Genomic DNA, 26,806 nt, shown 5'->3' on the forward strand with positions numbered 1-26,806 from the left:
GGGCAGCGTGGCCCCATGTTTCCGATCCGCGATCACAACCCGTCTGGCCGCACGCCCTGGATCACCTGGGCGCTTATGGCGATCAACATTGCCGTGTTTCTGGCAACCTGGCCGCTGTTGCCCAGCGAAGAGGCTGCTTTCGTGCTGTTCGACGCCTGGGGAATGGTGCCGGGCCGGATCAGCATGGGCCAGGACTGGCAGACCATCCTGACCTCGATGTTCCTTCATGCCGGGTGGATGCACATTGCGGGCAACATGCTGTTCCTGTGGATCTTTGGCGACAACATGGAAGATGCCTTTGGCCATTTCGGCTTTCTGGCATTCTATCTGGCCGCCGGGCTGGCGGCGGCGCTGATCCAGTTGGGCGCCGATCCCTGGTCGCCCATTCCGATGGTGGGCGCCTCGGGGGCGATTGCCGGGGTGCTGGGGGGCTATCTGTTGATGTTCCCGCGCGCCAGGGTGGATATCCTGGTGATCATCATCATCTTTTTCCGCATCTTTCCGGTGCCGGCCTGGATCATGCTGGGGCTGTGGTTCGCCTTTCAGCTTGTCGGCGGGTTTTCCGCCCCCTCGGACGAGGGGGGCGTGGCCTATTGGGCCCATGCGGGGGGCTTTGTCGCCGGGGTGGTGATGACGGTTCCGCTCTGGCTGCGCCGCGGCGGACCGGCGTTCTGGAGCCGGACCCATGGCCTGCCACCCCACCCGGAGGCGGAATACGAGATCGGACCGTCGCGGATTCCGGTGGTGCGTCGGCGGCGCTGACGCTCAGGCCACCTTGACCAGATCGGGCTGCGCAGGAACGCCAAGCGCAAGGCACACATCGCGCGACAGATAGGGGCGGTTGAGGGTGTAGAAATGCAGATCCTCGACCCCTTCGGCCATCAGCTTGCGGCACAGTTCCACACACAGCTCGACCGACAGCGCATCGGCGCGGCCCTGGGCCTCGGCGGCGGCGAAACGCTCGTCCAGACCGGCAGGCACGGCGGTGCCACAGCGGGCGGCAAAGCGTTTGGTGCCCTCCCAGTTCTCGATCGGCAGGATGCCGGGAATGATGGGGCCGGTGATCCCCTCGGCCACGCAGGCATCGCGGAAGCGCAGGAAGGTGTCCGCCTCGAAAAAGAACTGGGTGATGGCGCTGGACGCCCCGGCCTGGAACTTGCGCTTGAGCCAGCGCACATCGGCGGTGCTGTCGGCGGCATCGGGGTGCGGCTCGGGATAGGCGCCCACGCGCAGGGTGAACTTGCCGGTGGCGGCCAGCGCCTCGATCAGCTCGACGGCATCGGCAAACCCTTCGGGATGCGGGGTGAACCGATCCGCCCCCTTGGGCGCATCGCCGCGCAGCGCCACGATTTCGCGCACCCCCGCCTCGGCATATTGCTGGGCGATTTCCAGGGTTTCGGTGCGGGTCGCATCCACACAGGTCAGGTGCGCGGCAACATTGAGGCCAAAGTTCTTGCCAATGGCCGTCACTGCCTCGTGCGTCAGTTTGCGGGTGGTGCCGCCCGCGCCATAGGTGACAGAGACAAAGCCGGGTTGCAGCGGTGCCAGCATCTGGACCGTTTCCCACAGCTTGAACGAGGCTTCCAGCGAGCGGGGCGGGAAGAATTCGAACGAAATGCGCGGGGCGGTCATGGCGGCTCTCCTGTTGGTGGTCCCTTGTGCCAGAGTTCGGAACCTGCGACAAATTCATAATGTGCAAGATCAACATGAGGCGAGCTCAAGGTGCATATCGAGCTGCGTCACCTGCGCACTGTCCGGGAAATCCACCGGCAAGGTGGATTGGCCAGGGCGGCCGAGGTGCTGAATATAACCCAATCCGCGCTGAGCCACCAGATCAAGGGAATCGAGGATCAGGCCGGGGTCGAATTGTTCGTGCGCCGGGCCAAGCCGATGCGCCTGTCGGCGGCGGGGCTGCGGATGCTGCGGCTGGCCGAGCGCGTGCTGCCCGAAATGGAGGCGCTGGAGGAAGAGTTCCGCGCCCTGCGCGAGGGCAAGTCGGGGCGGCTGCATATTGCCATCGAATGCCATGCCTGTTTCGACTGGCTGTTGCCCACGCTGTCGGCCTTTCGGCGCGCCTGGCCCGAGGTGGATGTGGACATCCGCCCTGGCCTGGCCTTCAACGCCCTGCCGGCACTGGCCCGCGAAGAAGTGGATGCGGTGATCTCGTCCGATCCCGAGGCGCTGGCAGGGGTCACGTTTCATCCGCTGTTCGACTATGAGCCCCGGCTGGTGGTGGCCGCTGCCAACCCGCTGGCCCAAAAGGCCGAAATCGTGCCCGAGGATCTGCGGGACCAGATCCTGATCACCTATCCGGTGGACCGCGCGCGGCTGGATGTGTTCACGCAACTGCTTGCCCCCGCCAAGGTCGAACCGCGCGGGGTGCGGCAGGTGGAACTGACGGCGGTGATCCTGATGCTCGTCGCCTCGGATCGCGGGGTGTCGGTGTTGCCCGACTGGGTGCTGCGTCAGGTCGAGGGCAACCCGGATTATGCCATCCTGCCGCTGGCCGGGCGACCGTCACGGCGCCTGTATGCCGCCGTGCGTGATACCGAGGCGGGATCGCCCTTCATGGCGCATTTCCTGCGCCTGGGCCGAACCGAGCCGGTACGGCTTGGGCTTGTGGCGGCGGCGGCACCGGGCACAGGAAGGGCTGGCCCGAGGTGATCCTGGCCTCGCCGCTCAGGCGGCAATCGCCGCGTTTGTTGGAATGGACGCGGTTGCCCACCAGTCCGACGCGCATCGGCAGGATCTGGCCCTGTTCCTCGGTGTTGGGCGCCCGCTTGGACCCTTGCCAGTCATAGGCGCGCAGGCCGTGCTTGCCGTTGGCGGTGACGGTGTTGCCATCCAGAAACACCTGTTCCGAGGCCCGCAGGCGAATGCCGTCGGCGGCATTGTTGTGAAAGCGGTTGCCGATCACCGCCACGCGCGCGACTTCGTGCAATGTCAGCCCTTCGGTGCCGTTCAGAAAGCTGTCGTTGCCGATGATCAGCACGTCGTGGCACGCCTTGTCGAGAAAGATGCCCGCCTTCTTGTTGCCCGCGCTGACATTGTAACTGACCACGGTGTTGTGGATCCGCCGCGACAGGATGATGCCGTGGCTGTGCCGGGCGCCCAGCACGTAATTGCCATGGATCAGCATGTTGCGCGTATCGTCATGCGGGTCGATGCCATAGACATGGCTTTCGGCGATATGGTTGTCGAGAATGTTGACCCCATCGGCATCGAAGCTGAAAAAGCCGAAATACACATCCAGCAGGCGGTTGCCGATCATATCGACCGAAGGGTGTTCGGTCACGATGCCGCTGCGCCCTTCGGTGCCGAAGGACAGGCCATAGGACATGGCGCCCTGATGGCCCAGATGATGCAGATCGGACCGCCGGATCAGCGTGTGGCTGGCGGCAAAGGCGGCGAGATGGGGCCGAAAGGCTGCCCCCTTGTCATCGGTGGCGGCGGGTGTGTCGCTGGACAGATGCCAGGCCCGCAGCGTCGCATCCGAGATGATCAGTTGCCCCCAGGACAACAGCGCCGCGCCTTCGTCCTGGCCAAGCCGCAGGTCAATGCCGTCGATCACCAGCGTTGTGCCGCGACCGACCACCAGCGGCGCCGACAGGATGCAGCGCGATCCGTCGCAGTCGAGCCAGCCGGGATCGGGCAGGGCAGCGGCCACCGAGGCGAGATCAAAGCTGCCGCCCTCCAGCACGATGGCCTGTCCGCGCCAGCGGGCGGGCGGTTGGGGCAGGCGGCGGTACATGCCCCCCAGGGTGGGCATCCCGGCCACGGGGCGCAACGCGACCTTTCCGGGTGCCGGCGCGGGCGGGGCCGTGTCGTGCAGACGGGCGCGCAACTGGTCGAGTTCGACCGGGCCGGGCATGGTCGGAATCGTTCCGGGGCTGGTCTGGGCAGGGCCAGCCAGCACACTGAGGGTGGTCAGGGCAAGAGCAGCCCGGCGGAGCATGTGCGTGTCCATCGTCGCATGGGTGTCGGCGCCGAGTCTGGGCAGGCAATATGGCTGGGTGATGGCACGGGCGGGGCGGGAAAAGGAGGCGACCGGCCCCCGTTGCGCCTGCACTCAATTCGCCCCCTAGGATAGTTCGATCAAATCGCAAAAGGGGGGCGTCGTGGACCTCCGGGGGCACGGCAGGATGGCCCCGGAGGATTGGCGCGATGCGGACTACTTGCGGGTGATCCGGCCATCCAGCGCCGGGGTATAGGGGCCGGTCTTTGCCATGTACTCTGCCACCACATCGGCCAGATCGGGGCCGAAGTCATAGGCGTTCATCGCTTCGGCGGCAAACATCCGGTACCCGTCGCCGCCACGGCGCATGTAGTCGTTGGTGGCGACGCTGTAGGTGGCTTCGGGGTCGATCGGCACCCAGGCGTCACCCTCCCGCACCATGACGTCCGACACGCGGCTGCCAGCGGGCAGGGCGGGATCGAACGTATAGGTCATGCCCGCGACCTGGGCAAAGCGGCCTGCGCCGTCCTCGACCTGGCCTGCACCGTTTTCCAGGGCCTTGATCAGGGTCGAGCCCTTGGCTTGGAAAGTGGCGAGGGTGTTCTGGAACGGTAGCACCGCCAGCACGCTGCCCATGCTGACCTGGCCCGCCTGGATCGAGGCGCGCAGGCCGCCGCCGTTCTGGATGGCGATGGTCACGCCCTGATCCTTGACCCGGTCGAGCATCGCCTCGGCGACCAGATTGCCCATGGTGCATTCCTGCTGCCGGCAGGTTTCGCGTCCGCCGTCGATGTCGGCGGTGGCCTCGGCGACGATCCGGGTCTTCAGTTCTTCGATGGGGCCAGCCAGTTCCTTGACGCGGGCCTCGATGTCGGCGTTCGGCGCGACCGAGGCGTCCAGCAGGATGGCGTCGCCTTCGGCGAATTTCAGCGCGCCGTCATCGCCAAAGGTCAGCACCAGATGGCCGACATACTTGCCATAGGCATAGGCCGTCACCACCGGGACAGAGCTGTTGCCCTGTTCCACCCAGGTGGGATAGGCGCCCTGGCGTTTGGGATCGCTGGCCGACAGGAAGGTGTGCGAATGCCCGCCGATCACCGCGTCCAGGCCGGGAACGCTGGCGGCGATTTCCTGATCCCGTGTAAAGCCGACATGGGTCAGGGCGATGATCTTGCTCACGCCCTGGCCTTCGAGTTCGGCGACCTGGGCCCGGAGGCTTTCAATCTCGTCCTGAAAGATCACATCAGGGCCCGGCGAGGAGGTATCGACCGTATCGGTCGCCAGGGCCGAGACAAAGCCCACCTTCTGGCCGCCGACATCCAGCACCGCTGTCCGGCCAACCTTGTCTTTCAGCATCGCGGATTGCGACAGGTCGAGGTTGCCCGAGATCACCGGAAACTTGACGCCGTTGACAAGCTTGGCCAGCCCTTCGTTGCCATCGTCGAATTCGTGGTTGCCCACCGCCATCAGGTCAAACCCGATGCGGTTCATCATCTCGATTTCCGCATCGCCCTTGTAGGTGGTGTAGAACAGGCTGCCCTGATACTGGTCGCCGGAATCCACGACGATCACGTTTTCGCCTGCGGCTTTCAGGCTGTCACGCAGTTCGTTGATCTTGGTGAACAGCCGGGCTGCGCCGCCGAAGCATTTGTTTTCTTCGACATCCTTTCCGGCACAGGTGGAATCGAAGCGGTTGATCGCCTCGATCCGGCTATGGAAATCGTTGATGTGCAGCACATGCAGCGTGTAATCCGCCGAGGCCGCGCCTGCCGAGAGGGCGAGGGCCGCAGCCGAGATCAGGAATCGGGCTGTCATGGGAAATCTCCTGTTGTGATCTGCATTCACTTTGCGACCAGCAAGGCCGCCTGTCAAAGGCCCTTGGCGTCAGACAGGTATGGCAGACTGCCGGGCCGCGATGACAGGGCGATGACGCCCGCATTCCTGGCAGAGTGCATTGCACGGGGCTGGCCAAGCGGCTAAAGCCGCTGGGAGCATTGAATGACGGAGCTTCTCATGTCTGCCCCCCTGCGCCTTGGCATTGCCGGACTTGGAACCGTTGGAACAGGTGTCATCCGCCTGATCCAGACCGAGGCGGAGATGATTGCCATCCGGGCGGGCCGGGCCGTTCAGGTCGTGGCAGTGTCCGCCCGCGACCGCAGCAAGCCCCGCGATGTCGATCTGTCGGGATATGCCTGGGAGGACGATCCCGTCCGGCTGGCACAGCGGGCCGATGTGGATGTGTTCGTCGAACTGATGGGGGGCGATTCCGGCCCGGCCAAGGCGGCGACCGAGGCGGCGATCGCGGCTGGCAAGGATGTGGTGACGGCGAACAAGGCGTTGTTGGCCCATCACGGACAGGCGCTGGCCGAGGCCGCCGAGGCCGCAGGGCGGGTGATCCGGTTCGAGGCGGCGGTGGCTGGCGGCATTCCGGTGATCAAGGCATTGACCGAAGGGTTGGCGGCCAACCGGATCACGCGGGTCATGGGTGTGATGAACGGCACCTGCAACTATATCCTGACCCGGATGGAATCCGCAGGCTTGCCCTATGAAACGGTGTTCGAGGAAGCGCGCGCGCTGGGGTATCTGGAGGCGGACCCCAGCCTTGACGTTGACGGGATCGACGCGGGGCACAAGCTGTCGCTGCTGTCGGCGATCGCGTTTGGCACCAGGGTGTTCTTTGATGCGGTGGAGTTGGAAGGTATCGGGCGCATCGACATTGCCGATATTCGCCATGCTGCCGAACTGGGCTACCGGATCAAGCTGCTTGGCGTGGCGCAGATGACCGGGCGCGGGCTGGAACAGCGCATGTCGCCCTGTCTGGTGCCGGTGAACAGTCCGCTGGGCCAGTTGCAGGGCGGCACCAACATGGTGGTGATCGAAGGCGCTGCGGTGGGGCAGATCGTCCTGCGCGGCGCCGGGGCGGGCGAGGGGCCGACGGCCAGCGCGGTGATGGGCGATGTGATCGATCTGGCGCGCGGGATCCGCATTCCGGTCTTTGGCCAGCCCGCCGTTTCGCTGGCCGATCCGGTGGCGGCGGCTGTGGCGGCGCCCGCGCCGTTCTATCTGCGCATGACATTGCAGGACAAACCCGGCGCCCTTGCCAAGGTGGCGACCATTCTGGGCGAGGCGGGCGTGTCCATCGACCGGATGCGCCAGCGCGGCCATGATGAGGAAACCGCCCCCGTGCTGATCGTGACGCATCGCTGCACCCGTGATGCGCTGGATCACGCGCTGGCGCGGCTGCCGGCCACCGGCGTGGTGGTGGGAGAGCCGGTGGCGATGCGGATCGAGGCAGTCTGACACAGGCCCGAGGGGGCAGCCGCCGCGCGTTGCCATTCCCCGCGCTATCGTGGGCGCCAGGGAACGCGCGGTTCGATGACCCTTGTCCAATCCGGGCCGCGAATGGCGCGACACCATGGGGGCCTGGCTGGGCTTGTTGATCCGGGGGCGTGGTCCGATGGCGGTTCATGCGCCGCATGATCAGTCGGTCTGGTGGCCTCTGTCGTCGTGGCGCCTGTCGGGCTCGACCCTCCCGCCCGATGTCCGGCGCGCGTTCGCACTGGCGCCATGGGCCGGGGTCTGGCGGTGGTCTTGTCACCATCCTGATCGCGACGGCGCTGCCGCTGATCCTGCCTGGCCTGATGGGGAGCCAAGGCCGTCTGGCTGGGCTATTCCGCGTAATGGCCAACCTGATGCCAGCGCCAGGCATCGCCGATCATCTGGTCCAGGCGCGACCGCGTCGGTTGCCAGCCCAGATCGCGCAGCGCCCGTTCCGAGCCGGAGACCAGCCGCACCGCATCGCCGGGACGGCGCGGCCCTTCGGTCATCGGCACGGCGCGGTTGGTGACGGCGCGGCTGGCCTCGACCACCTCGCGCACCGAAAACCCCCTGCCGGTGCCAAGGCAGAACACCCGGCTGCCCTTGCCGTCCAGCAGCCATTTCAGCCCCAGCACATGGGCATCGACCAGATCCATCACATGCACATAGTCGCGGATGCAGGTGCCGTCCGGCGTGGGGTAGTCGGTGCCATGCAGCGTCAGGGCGGCGCGTTTGCCGGCAATGGCGTCCAGCATCAGCGGGATCAGATGGGTTTCCGGCTGATGAAACTCGCCCACCTCTGCCTCTGGGTCGGCCCCGGCGACGTTGAAATAGCGAAAGATCACCGACTCCAGCCCCTTGGGGGCGAAATCGCGCAGCATATCCTCGATCGCGCGCTTGGAGCCGCCATAGGCGTTGATCGGGGCTTGCTGGGTCTCCTCGTCCAGCACCACGCCATCCTGATCGCCATAGGTGGCGCAGGTCGAGGAAAAGACAATGCGGCGGATCCCATGGGCCAGCGCGGATTCGATCAGGTTCAAGGCGCCCAGAACGTTTTCACGCCAGTACAGGCCGGGGTCGCGCATGGAATCGCCAACCTGGCTGAGTGCCGCGAAATGCATCACCGCCACCGGGCGCCAGCGGGTCAGCGCCGCGTCGATCCGCGCGCGGTCGGTCAGGTCGCCCTGTTCCAGCGGGCCGAACTTGACCGCCTGGCGCCAGCCGGTGGACAGGTTGTCGAAGACAATCGGCAAAAAGCCCGCCGCCTTCAGAACCTTGCAGGCGTGAGAGCCGATATAGCCCGCGCCCCCCGTAACCAGAACCGGAACATCGCCCACCCTGAACCCCCGTCTTGCTGCAGGTGCAGCTTAGGCGCGCGACGCCGCAGCGGCAAGGCGATCAGCGATGAAAAAGGGCCGGGTTGATCCCGGCCCTGCATGTCGGTGATCGCAGCCGATCAGTTGCCGCTAAGTGAACTGAATGTGTCGGCGGCCGTCGCGGTGCCGGTGATGGCGCCGATGGTCTTTTGCCACTGCACATAGGGCGCCTCGGTCACATAGACCGTATCGCCATCCCGGACGACAAAGTCGCGCGCGTGGAACATGCCCATCGGCTGGGTCAGATCCAGCACATAGACCATGCGCTGATCGCCGGTCAGGTCGTTGCGGCCCAGCACCTTGTTGGCGATGACATCAGGCTCGTTGCGGAACACGAACACGCCGGTCGGATCGGCCAGGTTGGTGTTCAGCCCGCCGACCTGGGCAATCGCCTCCAGCGCCGAAAGCGTCTGGGTGTCGAACGGCACGCGGGTCTGGGTTCCGGTGGCGCCCAGTGCGACATAGGCGCGGCGGTCTTCCTCGACCACGATCTTGTCACCGGGACGCAAGGCAATGTCGGTGCCCGGATTTTCATACAGATCCTGCAACCAGATCTTGCGGGTCGTGCCGCCCCGCGTCACGCGGACCTGCGCAACCGAGGGCTGGATGGCCACACCGCCCGCCGTGGCCAGCATTCCCGACAGGGTCCGGCTGGGCCGTTCAATCGGATAGACCCCTTGCGCGGCCACACCGCCTGAGACCGAAACGGTCGATCCGTCGCCTGCGACACGGGCCACCATGACCTGTGGGTCGGGGGTCTGGGTGTCGAGTTCCTTGGTGATCGTGGCGCGGAGCTGATCGGGCGTGCGGCCCGCGGCCCGCACCCGGCCAGCGTAGGGCACGAAGATGAAGCCCTTGTCGTCCACCTGCACATCGGTCAGCACCGAGACCCGTTCACCGGCCACCGACAGCAGGGGTTCGTCCCGGACGTTTTCGTAGATTTGCAGGTTCAGCACATCGCCGGGGCTGATGATGTCGGCGGTCACGCGCCCGGCCGATGCGAAGGATTGCGGAAAGCTCAGATCCGGCACCACCGATGTGGCGCGTGTCACGCGGTCGTTCACCGTTACGACAAAGGCATCGCCCTGTTGCAGGACACTGCTGGCGAAAATCTCGCGCTTGTTCGGGCCGGATCTTGGCAAGCCACAGGCCGATACGGCTGCGACACAGGACACGAGAACCAGATACCTGGCCCCGCGGGAGGTCATGACGTTCACTGCTCGGGCTCCTTTTCGGAACTGCCTTTTGGTATTTTTACGTCACGCTACAGGAATTTTCCCAGCCGATAAAGCCCTTGGCGAATCGTTCACGTCACCACGCGCAACTGTTGCCGTGGTGCCGCGCATCCGTGCCGCAGTGCGTCATAGGGATCTTCGGGGGCCAGCATCGTATCGACCACCTGCCGCAGCAACGCCCGCCGCCCGCGTGCGGAATAGAACCCCCCGACGATCTGGCTGGTTTCCAGCAGAAAGCGCCGATAGTCGCGGTAGGCCCGCGCATCCGGGCGGCGCGGGTTGGCAAAGAACTCTGGCAGAGGTTGCGATGAAATGAACTCCGGCAGATTGTAGACCGCCTGGCCGAACGCCTTGATCGGCAGCCCGCGCCACAGCGCCTGTTGTGCGGCGGTGGAATTGACGGTGACGGCGGTTCGCGCGTGGTTCAGCAGCCCGGCCAGCTTGCCACCGCTGACATAATGCACGCGCGCCTGCACCCCCTGCTTGCGGGCCTCGTCTGCGATGGTGCGTTCAATGGCGGCGCGTCCATCCTCCAGCGGGTGGGCCTTGAAGACCAGATGGTGGTGCGACGGGGCGCCACGGGCAAATCCGTCGATCACCAGCGCGATGAACTCGGTCATCGAGGCAAAGGACGAATGCATCCGAAAGCTGGAATCATGTTCCAGTTGCAGCAGCACGAGATGATAGGGGAATCCCCCCCGGTGAATGCGGCGCGTGGCCAGCCATCTGGCCATGCGGTTGACCGGCATCAGGATCAGGCGCCTGAAATACAACCGGAATTCCGATACCACGGACAGCGATCTGTGCGGGCGAAAGTTGCGATAGCCGCGGTTCGCCACCATCACGAAGAAATGGTAGAGCGCGCCGTAGAACACATGCTGGCGCAGGTCGCCCCAGACGGCGGGCGCATCGGGCACATCCTCGTCGGCGTGTTCCAGCGCGGCCCGCATGTCGGGCAGGCTCATCTGCATCAGCCGCGAATGCCCGTTGGATCCGCCGCGTTCATACGTGACCCAGTAGGGGCGCAGATACCCTTCCTCGAACACATGCACCGTGATGCCGCGTGCCTTGGCCAGCGCGACGGCATGGGCATGGATGGGCCGGGTATCGCCATACAGCACCAGGTCGGTGATCGCGTGCCGGTCCAGCAGGCTGGCGCATCCGGCGGGCCATTCCTCGGGCGGCGCGGTCCAGGGGATATAGCTGGCCGCATCGGGCCAGAACACCCTGTCGCCCATGTTGAACCCCACCCGCAGCACCTGGGCGCCCGAGGCGCGCAGCATGGCGGCCAGACTGGCAAAGAACGGCCCATGCGGCCCTTGCAGCATCAGGAAACGACGTCCGGCGCCTGGGGTGGTGGTTGACTGGTGCATTGTGTTTGTCCCTTGCCCGTCTGTGCCCGGCGACAAGCCTCTTCGACAAGGGGAAATAATCGGTTGATGTGGCGAAAAGGCAGACGTGGCATGGCAGAACTGCGGCACCGGGCCCGGCAGGCCCCCTCGCCCCATGCGCCCGCGATACGGCGCGTCGGGCTGGCCGATACTTCCATCGCTGGACGAGGTGCGCTAGGGGAGAGCAGGCAACAGCAGGGGGCGGGGCATGTTCACCGGCATCATCACCGATATTGGCGAGGTTCTGGAGGTCGAGCGGCGCGGCGACATCCGGGCGCGGATCGGCACAGGCTATGACGTGGCGGGGATCGACCTTGGCGCCTCGATCGCGTGCAACGGCATCTGCCTGACCGTGATCGCCAAAGGCAGTGACCCGCGCAACTGGTTCGACGTCGAGATTTCGGCTGAGACGGTCAGCAAGACCAATATCGGCGCCAATGGCTGGCCCACCGGCCAACGGCTGAACCTGGAACGGGCGCTGAAGGTCGGCGACGAACTGGGCGGGCATATCGTGTCGGGTCATGTCGATGGCGTGGCCGAGGTGATTGGCCTGCGCCCCGAAGGCGACAGCCTGCGCCTGACCTTTCGCGCCCCGCGCGATCTGGCCGGGTTCATCGCGCCCAAGGGGTCGGTCGCGCTCAATGGCACGTCCTTGACGGTGAACGAGGTGGAGGGGGCCGAATTCGGCGTCAACCTGATCCCGCATACCCGGACCGTGACCACTTGGGGCGAGGTGGCGATGGGGGACCGGATCAATCTCGAAATCGACACGCTGGCCCGCTATGTCGCCCGTCTGCGCGACTGGGCGGCGCACGCCTGATGCTGCCGACCGACAAGCTTGACCAGATCGTCCAGCGTTTCGAATATCTCGAAGCGAAACTGTCGTCGGGCGCCCCTCCCACCGAGATTGCCGCGCTGAGCCGGGAATACTCCGAACTGAAGCCGGTCGTTGCCACCATCGCCGACTGGAAACAGGCCCGCGCCGATATCGCCGAGGCCGAGACGATGCTGGCCGACCCGGACATGCGCGCCCTGGCCGAAGACGAACTGCCGGTCCTGCGCGAACGCCTGCCGCTGATGGAACAGGCCCTGCGCATCGCCCTGTTGCCCAAGGATGCCGCCGATGCCCGCCCCGCCATTCTGGAGATCCGTCCTGGGACGGGGGGCGAGGAGGCGGCATTGTTCGCAGGCGACCTGCTGCGCATGTACCAGCGCCATGCCGAACGGATGGGCTGGGATTTTCAACTGCTGGACTTCACCGCCACCGACCTGGGCGGGGTCAAGGAAGCCACCGCGCGCATCGTCGGCGAAGGCGTCTTTGCCCGGCTGAAATACGAATCCGGCGTCCATCGGGTGCAAAGGGTGCCGGAAACGGAATCGGGCGGGCGCATCCACACCTCGGCTGCGACGGTTGCCGTGCTGCCCGAGGCCGAGGATGTCGACATCGACATTCCCGCCAGTGACATCCGCATCGACACCATGCGCGCCAGCGGGGCAGGGGGACAGCATGTCAACACCACCGATTCGGCGGTGCGGATCACCCACATTCCCACGGGCATCATCGTGACCAGCTCCGAGAAATCGCAGCACCAGAACCGCGCCAATGCCATGGCCGTGCTGCGTGCCCGGCTTTATGACATGGAACGCGAGGCCAAGGACGCCGCCCGTGCCGCCGACCGCAAGGCGCAGGTGGGCAGCGGCGACCGCAGCGAGCGGATCCGCACCTACAACTTTCCCCAGGGCCGCATGACCGACCACCGTATCAACCTGACGCTGTATGCGCTGGCGCAGATCATGGACGGCGATCTGGGCACGGTGATCGACGCGCTGGTGTCCTTTGATCAGGCGGCCAAGCTGGCGGAGCTGGAGGGGTGAGCTGGCGGCCGCATCTGCGCGCCGCGGCAGGCCGGATGGCCGATGCCAGCGTGCCCGACGCCATGCGCGATGCCCGCCTGCTGCTGGCCCATGTGCTGGGGATCGCACCCGACCGGCTGACGCTGCATCTGGACGATCCCGTACGCCCCGATCTGCTTGGCGGTTTCGAACGGCTGGTTGCGGCCCGTACCGCCCGCAGGCCCCTGTCGCATCTGACCGGGCAACGCCTGTTCTGGGGGCGCGCCTTCCATGTGACCCCCGATGTTCTGGATCCGCGACCCGAAACCGAAACGCTGGTGGCGCTGGCACTGGCCGAACCCTTTGCCCGCGTGCTGGATCTGGGGACCGGCAGCGGGGCGATCCTGCTCAGCCTGCTGGCGGACCGGCCGGGGGCAACCGGGGTCGGGGCCGATGTCTCGCCTGCCGCCCTGGCTGTGGCACAGCACAATGCGCAGTCTCTGGGGCTGCTGGATCGCGCCCGGATGGTGTTGTCGGACTGGTGCGCGGATATCACGGGCCAGTTTGACCTGATCGTGTCCAACCCGCCCTATATCGCGCTGTCCGAAATGCCGTCACTGTCGCCCGAAGTGCGCGAGCACGAACCCCATCTGGCGCTGACCGATGGCGGGGATGGGCTGCGCGCCTACCGCGACATCGCGTCGCAGGCCTGCGCGAATCTGCGGCCCGAGGGCCGGTTGCTGGTGGAAATCGGCGCGACACAGGGCGCGGATGTGGTGAAAATTCTTGTGGCTGCGGGCTTTGTCGGCGTCGCAATCCATCCCGATCTGGACGGGCGCGACCGTGTTGTCGCGGCGCGTGCGCCCTGAACCGGCGGTTCTTTGCGGAAAATGCGCGCCGCTGCGGGTTTCGGGACAGAATCTGCTTGCCCTGCCGCGCCGGACATGGTTTGACGTCCTAAGCGAAGGCCGGGGCATTGGTGCCCTGCATCGTCTTACAGCCGCAAAGCCTCTACCAGATCCGCCTGATTCGCAGGGCATATCGCTCCGCATGGCGCAGGTCGGGACAGGCAAGATCAAGGCCGGAATACAGGACACATGAGATCCTCCAAGTCCCGCTCGCGTTCGAAGCAGAACCGCCCGCGCTCCATTGGCAATATCGTGAACCGGGTTTTCGACAGCTCGGGGCCCGAAGGTAAGGTGCGCGGGACTCCGCAGCAGATTATCGAGAAATACCAGGCGCTTGCCCGCGACGCCCAGTTGTCGAACGACAGGGTGGCCGCCGAAAACTTCCTTCAGCACGCCGAACATTACACCCGGATGCTGGGCGAGGCGATGCGCGAACTCGCCGCCGAGCAGGAGGCGCGCCGCCAGCAGCATGGCGGGCAGGGTGCCAACGGCAACGGCAATGGCCACGGCCAGCCACAAGGCGGGCAGGACCGTCCGCAGTACCAGCCCCGACGCGACGAACGCGAGGATGAACAGCCAGAGGTCGGCGCAGGTGCCTTCGCCGTGGTCGTGGCCGACGAAGCCGAAAGCGGTCTGGTCGAAACCCCCGAAGCCCGCGCCGAACGCCGCCCCGCGCAAGAGCCGCGCCGCGACGAACCGCGTCGGGACGAGCCGCAGCGCAACGAACGCAAGCCCGCCGAAAAGAAACCCGAAGGCAACCGCAAGGTCGCGCCCCCCGCCCCGGTGGCAGACCCCGCCGCCGCCCCGGCCCCCGAGGCAAGCCCCACCCCGGAACCGGCTGCCGAAGCCGCAAAGCCGCGTCGCAGCCGCAGCCCGCGCAAACCCCGCAGCACCGAGGGCAGCGATACCGCGCCCGCACAGGGGCCCAGTGACGCGGCAGCCGAATAGGCCGTCTCTCTCATCGGAACCGGCAAGACGGGCGGCCATGGGCCGCCCGTCTTGCTATGTCAGTTCCCGTGCCAGGGCGCAGAACCCTTCCAGGGGAATCTCTTCGGCCCGCCGGGTCGGCTCGATCCCGGCCGCCCGCAACTTTGCCTCTATGTCCGGCGCGACCCCTTTCAAGGCCGAGCGCAGCATCTTGCGCCGCTGGTTGAAGGCAGCGGCCACCACGCGCTCCAGCACCTTGCCATCGGCCGGATAGCGCGGCTGCGGCAGGGCCACCAGATGCACGACCGCTGAATGCACCTTCGGCGCGGGCACAAAGGCGTCGGGCGGCAGCGTCAGCACGATCTTCGCCTCGCAGCGCCATTGCGCCAGCAGGGCGAGTCGCCCATAGGCCGGACTTCCCGGCCTGGCGACGATGCGCTCGGCCACTTCCTTCTGGAACATCAGCGTCAGGCTTTGCCAGAACGGCGGCCAGACCGGAGGCGTCAGCCAGCGTATCAGCAGTTCGGTCCCGACATTGTAGGGAAGATTGGCGACCACCCTGACAGGGGCCTGCAACCGCGCGGCGGCATCCACGTCCAACGCATCGCCGTTCACCACCTCCAGCCGCCCCGGATAGGCTGCGGAAATCTCCTCCAGCGCGGGCAGGCAGCGGGCATCCTTTTCCACCGCAAGCACCCGTCGCGCCCCTTCGGCCAACAAGCCGCGGGTCAGTCCGCCCGGCCCCGGCCCGACCTCCAGCACATCGGATCCGGTCAGATCGCCTGCCGCCCGCGCGATCCGCGCCGTCAGGTTCAGATCCAGCAGAAAATTCTGCCCCAACTGCTTTTTCGCCACCAACCCATGCGCCGCGATCACGTCGCGCAGGGGGGGCAAACCGTCGATCGCCGCCATGCCGATCCGCTCCTGTTCTTCATCTTGCCTGAAATACCCCACGGGGGTCCGGGGGTGTGAAACCCCCGGTCACCGTTACCGTCGGCGCGCCGCTGCCATTCGGGCGGCCATCCGCAAGGCTGCAATCACCGAGGCCGCCCGCGCCACACCCTTGCCTGCAATGTCGAAGGCCGTGCCATGATCCGGCGAGGTGCGGATGAAGGGCAGGCCCAGCGTCACGTTCACCCCGTCGTCAAAGGCGAGCGTCTTGATCGGGATCAGCGCCTGATCGTGATAGGCACAGACCGCAACATCATAGGCGTCGCGCGCACGGGCATGGAACATGGTATCCGCAGGCAGCGGGCCAAAGACCGCCAGGCCTTCGGCGGCCAGCCGGCCGATCAGCGGGGCGATCCAGTCCAGTTCCTCACGCCCCATGTTGCCGCCTTCGCCGGCATGGGGGTTCAGACCGGCAACCGCGATGCGCGGCGCCGCAATGCCGAAATCCCGCACCATGCCCGCATGTGTCACCCGGATGACCCGGTCCAGCACCGCAGGGGTCAGCGCCGCAGGCACCTGCGACAGGGGAATATGGATCGTGGCAGGGACCACCCGCAGCAGGTCCGAGGCCAGGCACATCACCACATCGGCGCCACCGGCCAGATGGGCCAGAAATTCGGTATGGCCGGGAAAGCCGAATCCCGCACCATCCTGCAAGGCCTTCTTGTGGATCGGCAGCGTGCAGACGGCGGCCGCCTGGCCACGCTGGACCAGCCGCACCGCCTGTTCGATGGCCGCGACCACACCGGGCGCATTCGCCGGATCGGGGCAGCCCGGCACAGCCTTTCCCGCAAATGACAGTGGTAGCACCGGCAGCCTGTTGCTGGGCACCGTCAGCGCGTCTTCGGGCCGGGCAATCTCGGCCATTCGGCTGCCTGGTGGCAGATGGGCGGGATCTCCGATCCAGAAGAACGGCACAGCCGCCCCGAGTGCCGCCCGCGCCTTGACTGCCAGTTCGGCACCGATCCCGGCGGGTTCACCGCAGCTGACGGCGATGGGCAACCGATCGGGCAGCACGGCGTCAGGGCCGCCGGATATGCGCGTTGGAGCGCAATTGTTGCAGATACAGCTCTGCCTCGCCCACGACGCGCTGTTCGGCCAGACGGGCCCGTACCGTATCGCGGTCGGGGTCGCTGTCGCTGGCGACGCGGCGGGAACACAGCATCAGCACAATCTGGCTGCCGCCAGCGGCATAAATCTGGATTTCGTTCTCGTCCATCGTGGCGAGCCGCGCGGCAACATCGCCGGGCAGGGCGGATTGCGCAACGGTCTGGCGCGTGACATCGCCCCAAGCATAAAGATCGTTGCAGGCCGCGACGCGGGCCCGCAGATTGGCCAAGGCCGCCTCGGTGGCCGGGGTGCCTGCACCGGCCAGCGCCAGGCGGGCATAATCGACGGCCGTCGCCTGCGCGGTCAATGCCTCGCGCTGTTCGATCTGGCGCAGCAGGTAGACGGCATAGCGCCCGTCCGGCAGTCGTGCCGGCGCCGAGACTTGCCCGGCCTGAAGGCCATGCAGCGACTCGACCACGGCTTGCGGCAGCACGGCCAGATTGCGCCAGTCCGCCCGGCCGCCCTCGGCGGCGGTCGTTCCGATGGAATGCTCACGCGCCGCCGCGGCAAAGGCCGCCTCGCCGCGCAGGGTCGTCGAAAGTTCGTTCGCAAGATTGCGGCGCGAGGCCGGAATGATGATTTCGGACAGCAGGACTCGCGTCGTTCCGCGCTGCGTCAAGGCCGACATGGCGCGGTCAACCTCGGGCTCATAGATCGAGGCCAGCGCGCCGGGGCCGAATTTGGCCTGCACGACATTGCGCCAGGCCAGCCCGGCATGGACAAAATCGCGGAACGTGGCAGCGGCGACGCCGTTCTGTTCCAGAATGGTGATGAATTCCTCGGGCTCCATCTCGAAGCGCCCGGCGAATTCGGCCATGCCTTCTGCGATCTGCCGGGGCGCGATGCGGATTTTCAGCCGCTCGGCCGCGATCATGCGCAGCCGGTCTTCGATCAGGGATTTCTCGGCCTCGACCCGCAGATCGCCGGGGGCGTTCAGCAAGGTCATGAAGCGCAGGCGCTGGTCGTATTCGTAAAAGGTGATGACCTTGCCATCCACCATCACCTTGGGGGCAAAGGCCGAGCTTTGGGCACCGGCTGGGCCCGGCTGCGCCACGGCAAGCATGGCGGCCAGAAGGGCAGTGGCGGCAACGAGGGTCTGGCGCATAGGTCGTCTTCCGTTCCGTCTTGTCGTTCCAACACTTGCGCCAAATGCGCGAAAAAGGCCAGCCCCTAGTAGCGGCAGCTGTTGCTGGCGGCGCGGCTGCCACGCGCGTTTCCGAACCCGAGCAGATCCACCGAGACACCGAAGCTGGTCGAGGGGCGCACCGTGGAGGAGGAGGTGAAGCTGCGCTGGACCGTCATATCCACGCGCATACATTCATTGAGAAACTCCAGCCCGAAGGCGGCAGAGGTGGTGCGCTGCGCGCGGAAATCATGGCGGGTGGCCGCGCGGGCGTTCCAGCCGTCGGTCAGCTTCAGCCGCCCGTCCAGAACCCATTCCGATGTATCGGTCAGGCGGTTTTCCGCGGCATCCGCTTCGGCCCACAACCAGCCTGCCGACAGATCGTAGCGGTCCCGCAGCATGGCCAACCGCATTTCACCCCGCGTCAGGTCGAACCGCGGATCAAACACCGCCCGGCCCTGGAACAATGTGCCGTTCGGGGCCGTCAGGTGCAGGGCCGTCACCCAGTCGGACCGTTTGCCGCCAAGGCCCGAGGCCGCGGTGAACTGGCCCGTTCCGTTCAGGCGAAAGACCCGCCCGGCACTCGCCACCATGGCCCAGCCGCTGGCCGAGGCCCGTGTCCATTGCAGGCCCGCATTGACGCGGGTTCCGCCTTCGCGGCGGTCTGCGCCAGCAAAGCGCGAAAAGCCGAACAGGTTGCCCTCGTCGAACTCGACCAGGGTACTGTCCTCGTTCGGGACATGGTTCGCGGTGGTCCGCCGTGACCAGACCAGTTGCACCACGGGTTCGATCACGTCGGAATTGCCCGCGCCATCCACGCGCGCCCAGGGCCAGCGCAATTCGGCCAATGCGGCCGGGGTCACGGTCGTGACATGGCCGGGCCAGGTGGAATCCTGTGCGATGCGGTGCAGGTCAAAGGTTGCCCCGGTTTCGACCGATGCCAGAATCCCCGCCGGGCCCACCCAGGAGCGCCGCCAGAAGGCCGACAAGGTTGCGCGGGCAACGTCACGGCCGACCATATCCATGTCCGAGGCGCGGCGGTGTGCATGGCTGTCAAAGGCCAGGGTCGCCGTGCCGCCGATGCCGGGCAGGGCGATGCGGCGGGTCCAGCCGATATCGGCCGACAGTTGCGGCAGGGTTGCATTCACCTCGCCCGAGCGGATGGAATGCACATGGACCAGCCGCCCGCCGATATGTTCCCCCGCACGGGTCCGGCTGATCACCAGCGAACTGTCCAGCCGGTCCTTGTCGGACAGCCCGTAGTCCCGGAAATAGGCCGGATCGCTGATGGTCTCTCCGGCAAAGCGCAGTTCGAACCCCTGCGGCAGATCGAACCGCCCTTCGGCGCCCAGCCAGCCGCGACGGCCCGTGACCACGCGGTCGTGGCTCAGCGCGCCGGTCAGGGCGATTTCGCCTGTGCGGAACGCCTGACGATAGCGGAAGCCCAGCGACTGCACATCTTTTGACGCTACAAAGGGCGTCAGCGTCAGATCGCGGCTTTGCCCCAGCTTGATGAAATACGGCAGTTGCACCCCAAGCCCAAGGCGCGAGGTGCTGACAAGGCGGGGCATCAGGAACCCGCTGGCACGGTCCAGCGTCGGGTCGGGCATCCGCAGATGCGGCACCCAGAACACCGGCACCCCCGCAATGCGCAGCTGCGCGCTGTCGAAATAGATCTGGCGTTCCTGCTGGTCGTGGACAATCCGGCGTGCCCGGATTTCCCACAGCGGCGTCGGATGTTTCGCGCAGACCTCGCAGGACGAGGCGACGGCCTTGGACAGCACGGTATGCCGCCCGCCCAGCCGCTGCATTTCCGTTGCGGCGATCTGCATCTGCCGGTCCATCACCAGCCGGGCCGAGGACAGGATCCCGTCGCGCAGGTCATCGGACAATTCCGCCGCATCGGCCAGAACCACCGTGCCCTGATCGTCGGTCAGCACGATGGGGCCGCCGATGCTCAGCGCGCCGGTGGTCCTGTCATAGACGACACGCGAGGCGCGCAGCCGGGTGGTGCGGTACAGAACCTCGACATTGCCCTGGGCTTCGAGCGTGCGGTTCGCGGCGATCTGCACCTTGTCGGCCACCAGCGTGGCCGCATCGGACGGCTGCGCCAGGGCCGCAGGCGCAAAGGCCAGCCCCAGGGCCAGAATCAGCGCGGCAAGCGGGCGGGCGGGCATCAGCCGTCCTCCAGATGCAGCAACAGGCCAAGCGAGGCCAGCAATGCCACGGCCGGGGGCGTCCAGGCTGCAAGCACAACCGGGATTTGGCCGTTTTCACCAAGAACTTGCGCGAAGTTGCGCAGGAAGAACATTGCAAACCCTGCCAGTACCGCCATCAGAACCATCGTCCCCGACCGCCCGAACCGGGCGTGTCGCATGGTGAACCCTGCCGCAAGCAGCACCATGGCCGCAAGGGTCAACGGCAGAGCAAGTTCCCGTTGCAGCCAGACCCGGTGCTTTTGTGCCGAAAAGCCCGCGCGTTCCAGCCCGGCGATGAACGCGGGCAGATCCCAGATGGCGACCGCGTCGGGAGAAGAGAAGCTTTCGCGGATCTTGTCGGCGGTCAGATCGGTGGGCAGCGTTTCGGTCTCGGTCCGGGTGGCCGAGGTTTCGGGGTTGGCAGTGTCCAGCCGCCATTCCTTGACCGTGTTCAGCCTCCAGGCGTTGCGGCTCAGTATGGCCTCTGCCGCCTCGATCCGTGAAATGGGCTGGCCGCTTGCGTCGAAGTTCAGAAAGGTGACGCCGAACAACTGGGTGCCGTCCAGATTGGCGCGCGCCGCCCGGATCACGGTCTGGCCGTCGGGGTTGCCCTGCCGCAGCCACAATCCTTCCTGGCTGACGGACAGCACCGCCTGGCTGCCGCCGCGCGCCAGCGACGCGGCAAGACCATCCACCGCCCGCGATGTCGCCGCCACCATCGGGTTGAGCAGCGCCACGGCCGCCAGCCCCAGCACAAAGGCGGCAACGGCGGGGGCCACCAGCGCGCGGATGGCCGAGCGCCCGGCGGCCCGGATCACCACCAGCTCGGACGAGCGCGCAAGGCCAAGGAACATCGCCACCGATCCCAGCATGACGATCAGCGGCAGGATGCGGTACAGCCCGCCGGGCAGGTTCATCGCCGAGATCTGCAACGCCAGACCCAGACCGACATCGGGATTGGCGGAAAACCGGCGGATCTGCTCAACCATGTCGATCAGCAGCAGGATGCCCGCAAACACCGCCGCCACGATGCCGACCGACAGCAGGAACCGCCGCGCCAGATACAGCCCCAGTTTCATGCTGCGCGCCCCCGGCGACGGAACAGCCCGTGCGGGCGTTGCGACAGCCACAACAGGAACAGCGTCAGCAGCGCGCCAACCACCGGACCCGCCCAGACAAGCGGCCACAGCCGTTCGTCCCGCACGCCCAGGGTTTCCGCGCTGTTGGCCACCATCTGCACCATGACCAGACCCAACGACCCGCCCAGCAGTTGTTTCCACAGCCCGAAGCGGCTGAACGCCCCGACCATCAGCGCGGCAAAGCCGATCAAGGCGGCCACGGTCGCCAGGAACGGTTGGGCCAGCCGGTTGTGCCCCTCGTACAGCAGGATCGCCCGCGACCGGCCTGTCAGTGCCTGTTCCTCGGGGCCCGCACGCAACAGGGCCGCGGTCGACAGCGACGCCTCGTTCTGTATTCCCAGCGCAGAGGGCGACAGGACCGCGCCCAGATCATAGGTGAAATTCTCGAACCGCGTCACGGCAAGGCGCAGATCGTCCAGCGCCACCGTCTGCGCCATGCCGTCGAACAGCACCAGCTTGGGTCCGCTGGGGGCCCGCGCCAGCAAGGCCCGCTTGGCGGTGTAGCTGGTCCGGCTTTCCCCGGACCGGCCGTCTGACAGGAAGATGTCGCGCAGCTCGCCTGTTTCGGTAATCTCGCGGATATAGAATGTGACGCCATCGGCGGGAAACTGGAACTCTCCGGCCCGCAGGAACCTCGCGGTCACGTTCTCGGCAATCGCTGCCTGCCGTGCGTCCAGCGCCACGCGGCTGGCCGGGACCAGCACATGGACCAGCACCGCCATCATCGCTGCCGCAACCAGCCCGAAGACCAGAACCGGCCGCGCCAGCCGATAGGCGGAAAACCCGGTCGCCTGCATCACCACCAGTTCGGATTCCGTGCTCAGACGGTTGGTCACATAGGCCGACGCGGCAAAGGCCGCCACGGGCAGGACCATGCGGATCACATTGGGCAGCGTAAGGGCCGTCAGTTCCAGAAACACCAGCGCGGTCTGGCCATCCCCGATCAGCCGGTCAAACAGCGAGACCGCCCGGTTGACCCAGTAGACCGCCACCAGCACAAGCGAGAAGAAGCCGAACAGCATCAGCAGCTGTGACAGCAGGTATCTGTCGAATCGCGACAGCAAGACCTTCCCCCGATGGTAGCGAACGCCCTGTCCTAGACCGGAACGCCCGGCGCGAAAACCCGGATTCGTCGGTGGCGCCCCTCTGGCCAAGGTGACGCCGCAGGTCTAGGCTGCCGCCAAGTTTCAGGGAGACCACCATGACCAGCCCCGTTGCCATCCAGTTCGTGCCTGCCGATACCGGGCCGCTTGCCACCCATACCGGCCGCATCGCCCTGCTGAGCGGACCCGAGGTGAAAGGCGCCATCCCCCGCGCCTTGTCGCGGCTGACCAAGGGCGCCGTGGACCGCGCCCTTGCCTCGCCGGCCTTTGCCAAGCTCAAGCCGGGCGAGGGGATGGAACTGGCCTGGCCGACCGGCCTGGCCGCCGAGGCGCTGCATCTGGTCAAACTCGCGCCAAAGGCCGAGAGCGCCGCCGCGCGCAAGGCTGGCGCGACCATCGGCGCGAAGCTGGGTGACGGCGATATGCTGGTGCTGGCGCCCGGCATTTCGGGCGCGCATGAGGTGGCCTTTGGCCTTGCCTTGCGCGCCTATCGCTTTGCAGAACGCAAGTCAGAGGCCGCCAAGCCCTATGGGGCCGTTCAGATGATGGTGGCCGAACCCGAGGCGGTCGCCGCCAAGGCAGGTCCGATGGCGGCGGTGGCCGAAGGCGTGTTCTTTACCCGCGATCTGGTGTCCGAGCCCTCCAACATCCTGACCACCCACGATTTTGCCGCCCGTCTGGCCGCGATGCAGGAACTGGGCCTGGATGTCGAGATTCTGGAGGAAGACGACCTTGAAAAGCTGGGGATGCGTACCCTGCTGGCTGTTGGCATGGGGTCGGACTGCCCGTCGAAAGTGGTTGTGATGCGCTGGAACGGCGGGGGCGACGAGGCGCCGCTGGCGCTGGTCGGCAAAGGCGTCTGCTTTGATTCCGGTGGCATTTCGCTGAAACCGGCCGCCGGGATGGAAGACATGACGATGGACATGGGCGGTGCCGCCGTCGTGGCCGGGGTTATGCGCACGCTGGCCTTGCGCAAGTCGAAGTCCAATGTGGTGGGGCTGGTCGGTCTGGTCGAGAACATGCCCTCTGGCCGTGCCCAGCGGCCGGGCGATGTGGTGACGTCGATGAAGGGCGATACGATCCAGGTGACAAACACCGATGCCGAAGGCCGGCTCGTGCTGGCCGATGTGCTGTGGTATGCGCAAGAGCGGTTCAAACCCTCTGGCATCATCGACCTGGCCACGCTGACGGGCGCGGTCATCATTGCGCTGGGGCATGAGAATACCGGCGTCTTTTCGAACCACGATGCCTTTTGCAACGAATTCCTCAAGGCAGCCCGTCACGAAGGCGAAGGCGCCTGGCGTCTGCCATTGGGCGAGGCTTACGATGCCAAGCTGAAATCCGACATCGCCGACATCCGCAATTCAACCGGCGCGCGGGATGCGGGGTCGATCGTGGCGGCCTGTTTCCTGCAACGCTTCGTCAAGCCGGACATGCCGTGGATCCATCTCGATATCGCCGGAACCGCGCTGACCAAGAGCGAAACCGCCTTTGCCCCCAAGGGCGCAACCGGCTGGGGCGTTCGGGCGATCAACCGGCTGATCGCCGCCCGCGAGAGCTGATGGGCCACGCGCTGTTCTTTCACCTGACCCGGTCCTCGGCAGAGGATCTGGTCAGGCTGAACGTGACCCGTGCGCTGGGACTGGGCTGGCGCGTGGTCATCCGGGGCACCAACCGCGCGGGGCTGGAGCGGCTGGACGAACGGCTTTGGCTGCATCCCGAGGACAGCTTTCTGCCCCATGCCATGGCGGGGGGCGCGCAGGATGCCGACCAGCCTGTCCTGCTGACCGACAGCGCGGCAATCCCCAATGCGGCCCAGGCGCTTCTGACGCTTGACGGGGCCGAGGTGACGGCCGAGGAGGTCGCCATGCTGGAGCGCACCTGGATCGTGTTTGACGGTGGAGATCCTGCCGCGATGGAAACCGCCCGCGCCCAATGGCGGGCGCTGACAGCCGCCGGGGCCGAGGCGGAATACTGGTCCGAGGCGTCCGGGCGCTGGCAGATGCAGACGGCAAAACGAAACAGCTAAGGGCCGCACCGGGGCAGGGCGGGGGCATGTCAGCCCCGGTGTCCAGGGCCATGGCGGACATGAAAACGGCGCCCCCAGGGCGCCGTTTCCGTTCTGGCCCAAAGGAGGCCGCCGATGCCTATTGATCGAGAAAGCTGCGCAGCTTGCGCGAGCGGCTGGGGTGCTTCAGCTTGCGCAGCGCCTTGGCCTCGATCTGCCGGATCCGTTCGCGGGTGACGCTGAACTGCTGGCCGACCTCTTCCAGCGTGTGGTCGGTGTTCATGCCGATGCCAAAGCGCATCCGCAAGACCCGTTCCTCACGCGGGGTCAGGCTGGCCAGAACCCTGGTCGTGGTTTCCTTGAGGTTTTCCTGAATCGCGCTGTCCAGCGGCAGCACGGCATTCTTGTCCTCGATGAAATCGCCAAGCTGGCTGTCTTCCTCGTCCCCGATGGGGGTTTCAAGGCTGATCGGCTCCTTGGCGATCTTCATCACCTTGCGCACCTTTTCCAGCGGCATCTGGAGCTTTTCGGCCAGTTCTTCCGGGGTCGGTTCGCGGCCGATCTCGTGCAGCATCTGGCGGCTGGTGCGGACCAGCTTGTTGATCGTCTCGATCATGTGCACCGGAATACGGATGGTGCGCGCCTGATCGGCGATGGAGCGGGTGATCGCCTGACGGATCCACCAGGTCGCATAGGTGCTGAACTTGTAGCCACGGCGGTATTCGAACTTGTCCACCGCCTTCATCAGGCCGATGTTGCCTTCCTGGATCAGGTCAAGGAATTGCAGCCCGCGGTTGGTGTATTTCTTGGCGATGGAGATCACGAGGCGCAGGTTGGCCTCGACCATTTCCTTCTTGGCCTGACGGGCCTCTTTCTCGCCCTTCTGCACCTGGTTCACGATGCGACGGTATTCAGAGATGTCGACGCCGATATACTGGCCGACCTGCGCCATGTCGTTGCGCAGCTCCTGCACCTGCGCGGCAGAGCGTTCGATCAGCGCCTGCCAGCCACGGCCCGGTTTGCGCGCCATCCGCTCCAGCCAGGTCGGGTCAAGCTCGTAGCCCTGGTATTCCTGAATGAACTCCTGCCGGTTGATGCGGGCCTGGTCGGCCAGCTTCACCATGCCCGAGTTGATCGACATGATCCGGCGGTTGATGCCGTAAAGCTGGTCGATCAGCGCCTCGATCCGGTTGTTGTGCAGATGCAGCGCATTGACCAGTGTCACGATTTCCGAGCGCAGCTTCTGATAGGCGGCTTCGTCCGAGGCCGAGAACTTGCTGGTCTCCGACAGGGTCGCGGTCATGCGCTGGCGCTGCATTTCGGCCAGTTTGACGTAATCGCGCGCGATCACGTCCAGCGTGTCGAGCACCTTGGGCTTCAGCGCGGCTTCCATCGCGGCCAGCGACATGTTCGACGCATCGTCATCGTCGTCGTCATCATCGGACCGCATCAGCGGATTACCGTCGGCGTCCAGCTCGGGCTCATTGCCTGCCGGGCGGCGCGGTGTGGTCGTTTCCGTGGCCGAAACCTCGATCCCGTCCAGTTCGGGGCCATCCATCTCGCCTTCGCCATCGACCGAACGACCAAAGGTCGCTTCCAGGTCGATCACATCGCGCAGCAGGATTTCCTCGTTCAGAAGTTCGTCGCGCCAGATCGTGATGGCCTGAAAGGTCAGCGGGCTTTCGCACAGGCCCGCGATCATCGTGTTGCGCCCGGCCTCGATCCGCTTGGCGATGGCGATCTCGCCTTCGCGGCTCAGCAGCTCCACCGATCCCATTTCACGCAGATACATGCGCACAGGGTCGTCGGTGCGGTCCAGCGTTTCGGTCTGAACCCCGGCAATGGCCACCTCGCGCGAGCCGGATCCGGTTTCGACCAGATCGCCGCCCGGCACCGCTTCGCCGTCCTCGACCTCTTCTTCCTCGATGACGTTGATGCCCATTTCCGATAGCATCGACATCACGTCCTCGATCTGCTCGGACGAGACCTGATCGGGGGGCAGAACCGTGTTCAGTTGTTCATAGGTGATGAACCCCCGCTCGCGCGCATCGGCGATCATCTTGCGGACAGCGGCCTGGCTCATGTCCAGGGTATGTTCGGCGTCCTGCTCGGCCGGTTTGACGTCGTCGGTGTCCTTCATCGCCATGGATGCTCCCTGGATAGCCATCGGGGCGAATCGAATCGACGAATCGCCCTCTCCAATCTGTCACTCAATACCGCGAATCACAGCG

22 protein-coding genes are annotated in these 26,806 nt (G+C 66.1%); 9 read left to right on the forward strand and 13 right to left on the reverse strand.

What is annotated here, in order from left to right:
* Window positions 1–15 precede the first annotated feature (15 nt).
* Complete coding sequence (locus BW970_RS01155; RefSeq protein WP_076527878.1) at window positions 16–762, forward strand: rhomboid family intramembrane serine protease; 747 nt, start codon at window positions 16–18, stop codon at window positions 760–762.
* Window positions 763–765: 3 nt separating this feature from the next.
* Here the strand turns inward: BW970_RS01155 and metF are convergent, their stop codons facing one another.
* On the reverse strand, window positions 766–1,632 hold the full coding sequence (gene metF / locus BW970_RS01160) for a methylenetetrahydrofolate reductase [NAD(P)H] (RefSeq protein ID WP_076527879.1): 867 nt from the start codon (window positions 1,630–1,632) through the stop codon (window positions 766–768).
* Window positions 1,633–1,722: 90 nt separating this feature from the next.
* Here metF and BW970_RS01165 point away from each other — a divergent pair, with 90 nt between their 5' ends.
* Window positions 1,723–2,664 (forward strand): LysR family transcriptional regulator, encoded by a 942-nt coding sequence (locus BW970_RS01165; RefSeq protein ID WP_076527881.1) that lies wholly within the window; start codon window positions 1,723–1,725, stop codon window positions 2,662–2,664.
* Here BW970_RS01165 and BW970_RS01170 read toward each other — a convergent pair.
* On the reverse strand, window positions 2,567–3,955 hold the full coding sequence (locus BW970_RS01170; protein WP_159441410.1) for a right-handed parallel beta-helix repeat-containing protein: 1,389 nt from the start codon (window positions 3,953–3,955) through the stop codon (window positions 2,567–2,569). The two genes, BW970_RS01165 and BW970_RS01170, sit on opposite strands and share 98 nt — an antisense overlap.
* Window positions 3,956–4,171: 216 nt before the next feature.
* Window positions 4,172–5,770 carry a bifunctional metallophosphatase/5'-nucleotidase gene (locus BW970_RS01175; RefSeq protein ID WP_076527884.1) on the reverse strand — a complete coding sequence of 533 codons (1,599 nt, stop codon included), beginning with the start codon at window positions 5,768–5,770 and terminating at the stop codon, window positions 4,172–4,174.
* A gap of 198 nt (window positions 5,771–5,968) precedes the next feature.
* Here BW970_RS01175 and BW970_RS01180 point away from each other — a divergent pair, with 198 nt between their 5' ends.
* Window positions 5,969–7,255 (forward strand): homoserine dehydrogenase, encoded by a 1,287-nt coding sequence (locus BW970_RS01180; RefSeq protein ID WP_076527886.1) that lies wholly within the window; start codon window positions 5,969–5,971, stop codon window positions 7,253–7,255.
* A gap of 368 nt (window positions 7,256–7,623) precedes the next feature.
* Here BW970_RS01180 and galE read toward each other — a convergent pair whose 3' ends face one another.
* From galE to BW970_RS01195, 3 genes are all read right to left on the reverse strand, one after another.
* Window positions 7,624–8,610 (reverse strand): UDP-glucose 4-epimerase GalE, encoded by a 987-nt coding sequence (galE, locus tag BW970_RS01185; RefSeq protein WP_076527888.1) that lies wholly within the window; start codon window positions 8,608–8,610, stop codon window positions 7,624–7,626.
* A 119-nt stretch (window positions 8,611–8,729) separates the two neighbouring features.
* A complete protein-coding gene (locus BW970_RS01190; RefSeq protein ID WP_456071322.1) occupies window positions 8,730–9,866 on the reverse strand; it encodes a polysaccharide biosynthesis/export family protein in 1,137 nt (378 codons plus the stop codon).
* A gap of 89 nt (window positions 9,867–9,955) precedes the next feature.
* Entirely contained in the window at window positions 9,956–11,257 is a 1,302-nt protein-coding gene (locus BW970_RS01195) for a capsule biosynthesis protein (RefSeq protein WP_076527892.1), read from the reverse strand.
* Between the two features lie 226 nt (window positions 11,258–11,483).
* Here BW970_RS01195 and BW970_RS01200 point away from each other — a divergent pair, with 226 nt between their 5' ends.
* From BW970_RS01200 to BW970_RS01215, 4 genes are all read left to right on the forward strand, one after another.
* Entirely contained in the window at window positions 11,484–12,095 is a 612-nt protein-coding gene (locus BW970_RS01200; RefSeq protein ID WP_076527894.1) for a riboflavin synthase, read from the forward strand.
* On the forward strand, window positions 12,095–13,150 hold the full coding sequence (prfA, locus tag BW970_RS01205; RefSeq protein WP_076527897.1) for a peptide chain release factor 1: 1,056 nt from the start codon (window positions 12,095–12,097) through the stop codon (window positions 13,148–13,150). The genes BW970_RS01200 and prfA overlap by 1 nt, the downstream gene beginning before the upstream one ends.
* Window positions 13,147–13,977, forward strand: coding sequence for a peptide chain release factor N(5)-glutamine methyltransferase (gene prmC / locus BW970_RS01210; protein WP_159441411.1), 831 nt, complete (start codon window positions 13,147–13,149; stop codon window positions 13,975–13,977). Before prfA ends, prmC begins: the two co-directional genes overlap by 4 nt.
* Before the next feature lie 228 nt (window positions 13,978–14,205).
* Window positions 14,206–14,964, forward strand: coding sequence for a DUF4167 domain-containing protein (locus BW970_RS01215; protein ID WP_076527899.1), 759 nt, complete (start codon window positions 14,206–14,208; stop codon window positions 14,962–14,964).
* A gap of 54 nt (window positions 14,965–15,018) precedes the next feature.
* Here the strand turns inward: BW970_RS01215 and rsmA are convergent, their stop codons facing one another.
* The 6 genes from rsmA to lptF form a co-directional block, all read right to left on the reverse strand.
* Window positions 15,019–15,855 (reverse strand): 16S rRNA (adenine(1518)-N(6)/adenine(1519)-N(6))-dimethyltransferase RsmA, encoded by an 837-nt coding sequence (rsmA, locus tag BW970_RS01220; RefSeq protein WP_076527902.1) that lies wholly within the window; start codon window positions 15,853–15,855, stop codon window positions 15,019–15,021.
* A 75-nt stretch (window positions 15,856–15,930) separates the two neighbouring features.
* Window positions 15,931–16,911, reverse strand: a complete 981-nt coding sequence (gene pdxA / locus BW970_RS01225) for a 4-hydroxythreonine-4-phosphate dehydrogenase PdxA (protein WP_144038840.1) — start codon at window positions 16,909–16,911, stop codon at window positions 15,931–15,933.
* 4 nt (window positions 16,912–16,915) lie between these two features.
* Complete coding sequence (locus tag BW970_RS01230; RefSeq protein ID WP_076527904.1) at window positions 16,916–18,109, reverse strand: peptidylprolyl isomerase; 1,194 nt, start codon at window positions 18,107–18,109, stop codon at window positions 16,916–16,918.
* A 65-nt stretch (window positions 18,110–18,174) separates the two neighbouring features.
* Complete coding sequence (locus tag BW970_RS01235) at window positions 18,175–20,304, reverse strand: LPS-assembly protein LptD (protein WP_076527906.1); 2,130 nt, start codon at window positions 20,302–20,304, stop codon at window positions 18,175–18,177.
* Window positions 20,304–21,404: an LPS export ABC transporter permease LptG gene (lptG, locus tag BW970_RS01240; RefSeq protein ID WP_076527908.1), complete on the reverse strand. Its 1,101-nt coding sequence runs from the start codon at window positions 21,402–21,404 to the stop codon at window positions 20,304–20,306. The genes BW970_RS01235 and lptG overlap by 1 nt, the downstream gene beginning before the upstream one ends.
* Window positions 21,401–22,525 (reverse strand): LPS export ABC transporter permease LptF, encoded by a 1,125-nt coding sequence (gene lptF, locus BW970_RS01245; RefSeq protein WP_076529131.1) that lies wholly within the window; start codon window positions 22,523–22,525, stop codon window positions 21,401–21,403. Before lptF ends, lptG begins: the two co-directional genes overlap by 4 nt.
* 140 nt (window positions 22,526–22,665) lie before the next feature.
* Here lptF and BW970_RS01250 point away from each other — a divergent pair, with 140 nt between their 5' ends.
* Together BW970_RS01250 and BW970_RS01255 are read left to right on the forward strand one after the other, a co-directional pair.
* The gene (locus tag BW970_RS01250) at window positions 22,666–24,129 is read left to right on the forward strand and encodes a leucyl aminopeptidase (protein WP_076527910.1); all 1,464 of its coding nucleotides are present in this window, start codon (window positions 22,666–22,668) and stop codon (window positions 24,127–24,129) included.
* Complete coding sequence (locus BW970_RS01255; protein WP_076527912.1) at window positions 24,129–24,596, forward strand: DNA polymerase III subunit chi; 468 nt, start codon at window positions 24,129–24,131, stop codon at window positions 24,594–24,596. Before BW970_RS01250 ends, BW970_RS01255 begins: the two co-directional genes overlap by 1 nt.
* A gap of 118 nt (window positions 24,597–24,714) precedes the next feature.
* Here the strand turns inward: BW970_RS01255 and rpoD are convergent, their stop codons facing one another.
* Window positions 24,715–26,721, reverse strand: coding sequence for an RNA polymerase sigma factor RpoD (rpoD, locus tag BW970_RS01260; protein ID WP_076527914.1), 2,007 nt, complete (start codon window positions 26,719–26,721; stop codon window positions 24,715–24,717).
* Window positions 26,722–26,806 lie beyond the last annotated feature (85 nt).

This window comes from Gemmobacter megaterium, from assembly GCF_900156815.1.
Classification (GTDB): Bacteria; Pseudomonadota; Alphaproteobacteria; order Rhodobacterales; family Rhodobacteraceae; genus Wagnerdoeblera; species Wagnerdoeblera megaterium.

Bases quoted from the DNA above. Each gene is read 5' to 3' on its own strand.
- BW970_RS01155 (WP_076527878.1), top strand. From the start codon at position 16: ATGTTTCCGATCCGCGATCACAACCCGTCTGGCCGCACGCCCTGGATC.
- BW970_RS01230 (WP_076527904.1), bottom strand. From the start codon at position 18,109: ATGCGCCAGACCCTCGTTGCCGCCACTGCCCTTCTGGCCGCCATGCTT.
- metF (WP_076527879.1), bottom strand. From the start codon at position 1,632: ATGACCGCCCCGCGCATTTCGTTCGAATTCTTCCCGCCCCGCTCGCTG.
- BW970_RS01200 (WP_076527894.1), top strand. From the start codon at position 11,484: ATGTTCACCGGCATCATCACCGATATTGGCGAGGTTCTGGAGGTCGAG.
- lptG (WP_076527908.1), bottom strand. From the start codon at position 21,404: ATGAAACTGGGGCTGTATCTGGCGCGGCGGTTCCTGCTGTCGGTCGGC.
- BW970_RS01255 (WP_076527912.1), top strand. From the start codon at position 24,129: ATGGGCCACGCGCTGTTCTTTCACCTGACCCGGTCCTCGGCAGAGGAT.
- BW970_RS01170 (WP_159441410.1), bottom strand. From the start codon at position 3,955: ATGCTCCGCCGGGCTGCTCTTGCCCTGACCACCCTCAGTGTGCTGGCT.
- BW970_RS01215 (WP_076527899.1), top strand. From the start codon at position 14,206: ATGAGATCCTCCAAGTCCCGCTCGCGTTCGAAGCAGAACCGCCCGCGC.
- BW970_RS01235 (WP_076527906.1), bottom strand. From the start codon at position 20,304: ATGCCCGCCCGCCCGCTTGCCGCGCTGATTCTGGCCCTGGGGCTGGCC.
- prfA (WP_076527897.1), top strand. From the start codon at position 12,095: ATGCTGCCGACCGACAAGCTTGACCAGATCGTCCAGCGTTTCGAATAT.
- rpoD (WP_076527914.1), bottom strand. From the start codon at position 26,721: ATGGCGATGAAGGACACCGACGACGTCAAACCGGCCGAGCAGGACGCC.
- BW970_RS01250 (WP_076527910.1), top strand. From the start codon at position 22,666: ATGACCAGCCCCGTTGCCATCCAGTTCGTGCCTGCCGATACCGGGCCG.
- rsmA (WP_076527902.1), bottom strand. From the start codon at position 15,855: ATGGCGGCGATCGACGGTTTGCCCCCCCTGCGCGACGTGATCGCGGCG.
- BW970_RS01195 (WP_076527892.1), bottom strand. From the start codon at position 11,257: ATGCACCAGTCAACCACCACCCCAGGCGCCGGACGTCGTTTCCTGATG.
- BW970_RS01180 (WP_076527886.1), top strand. From the start codon at position 5,969: ATGTCTGCCCCCCTGCGCCTTGGCATTGCCGGACTTGGAACCGTTGGA.
- BW970_RS01175 (WP_076527884.1), bottom strand. From the start codon at position 5,770: ATGACAGCCCGATTCCTGATCTCGGCTGCGGCCCTCGCCCTCTCGGCA.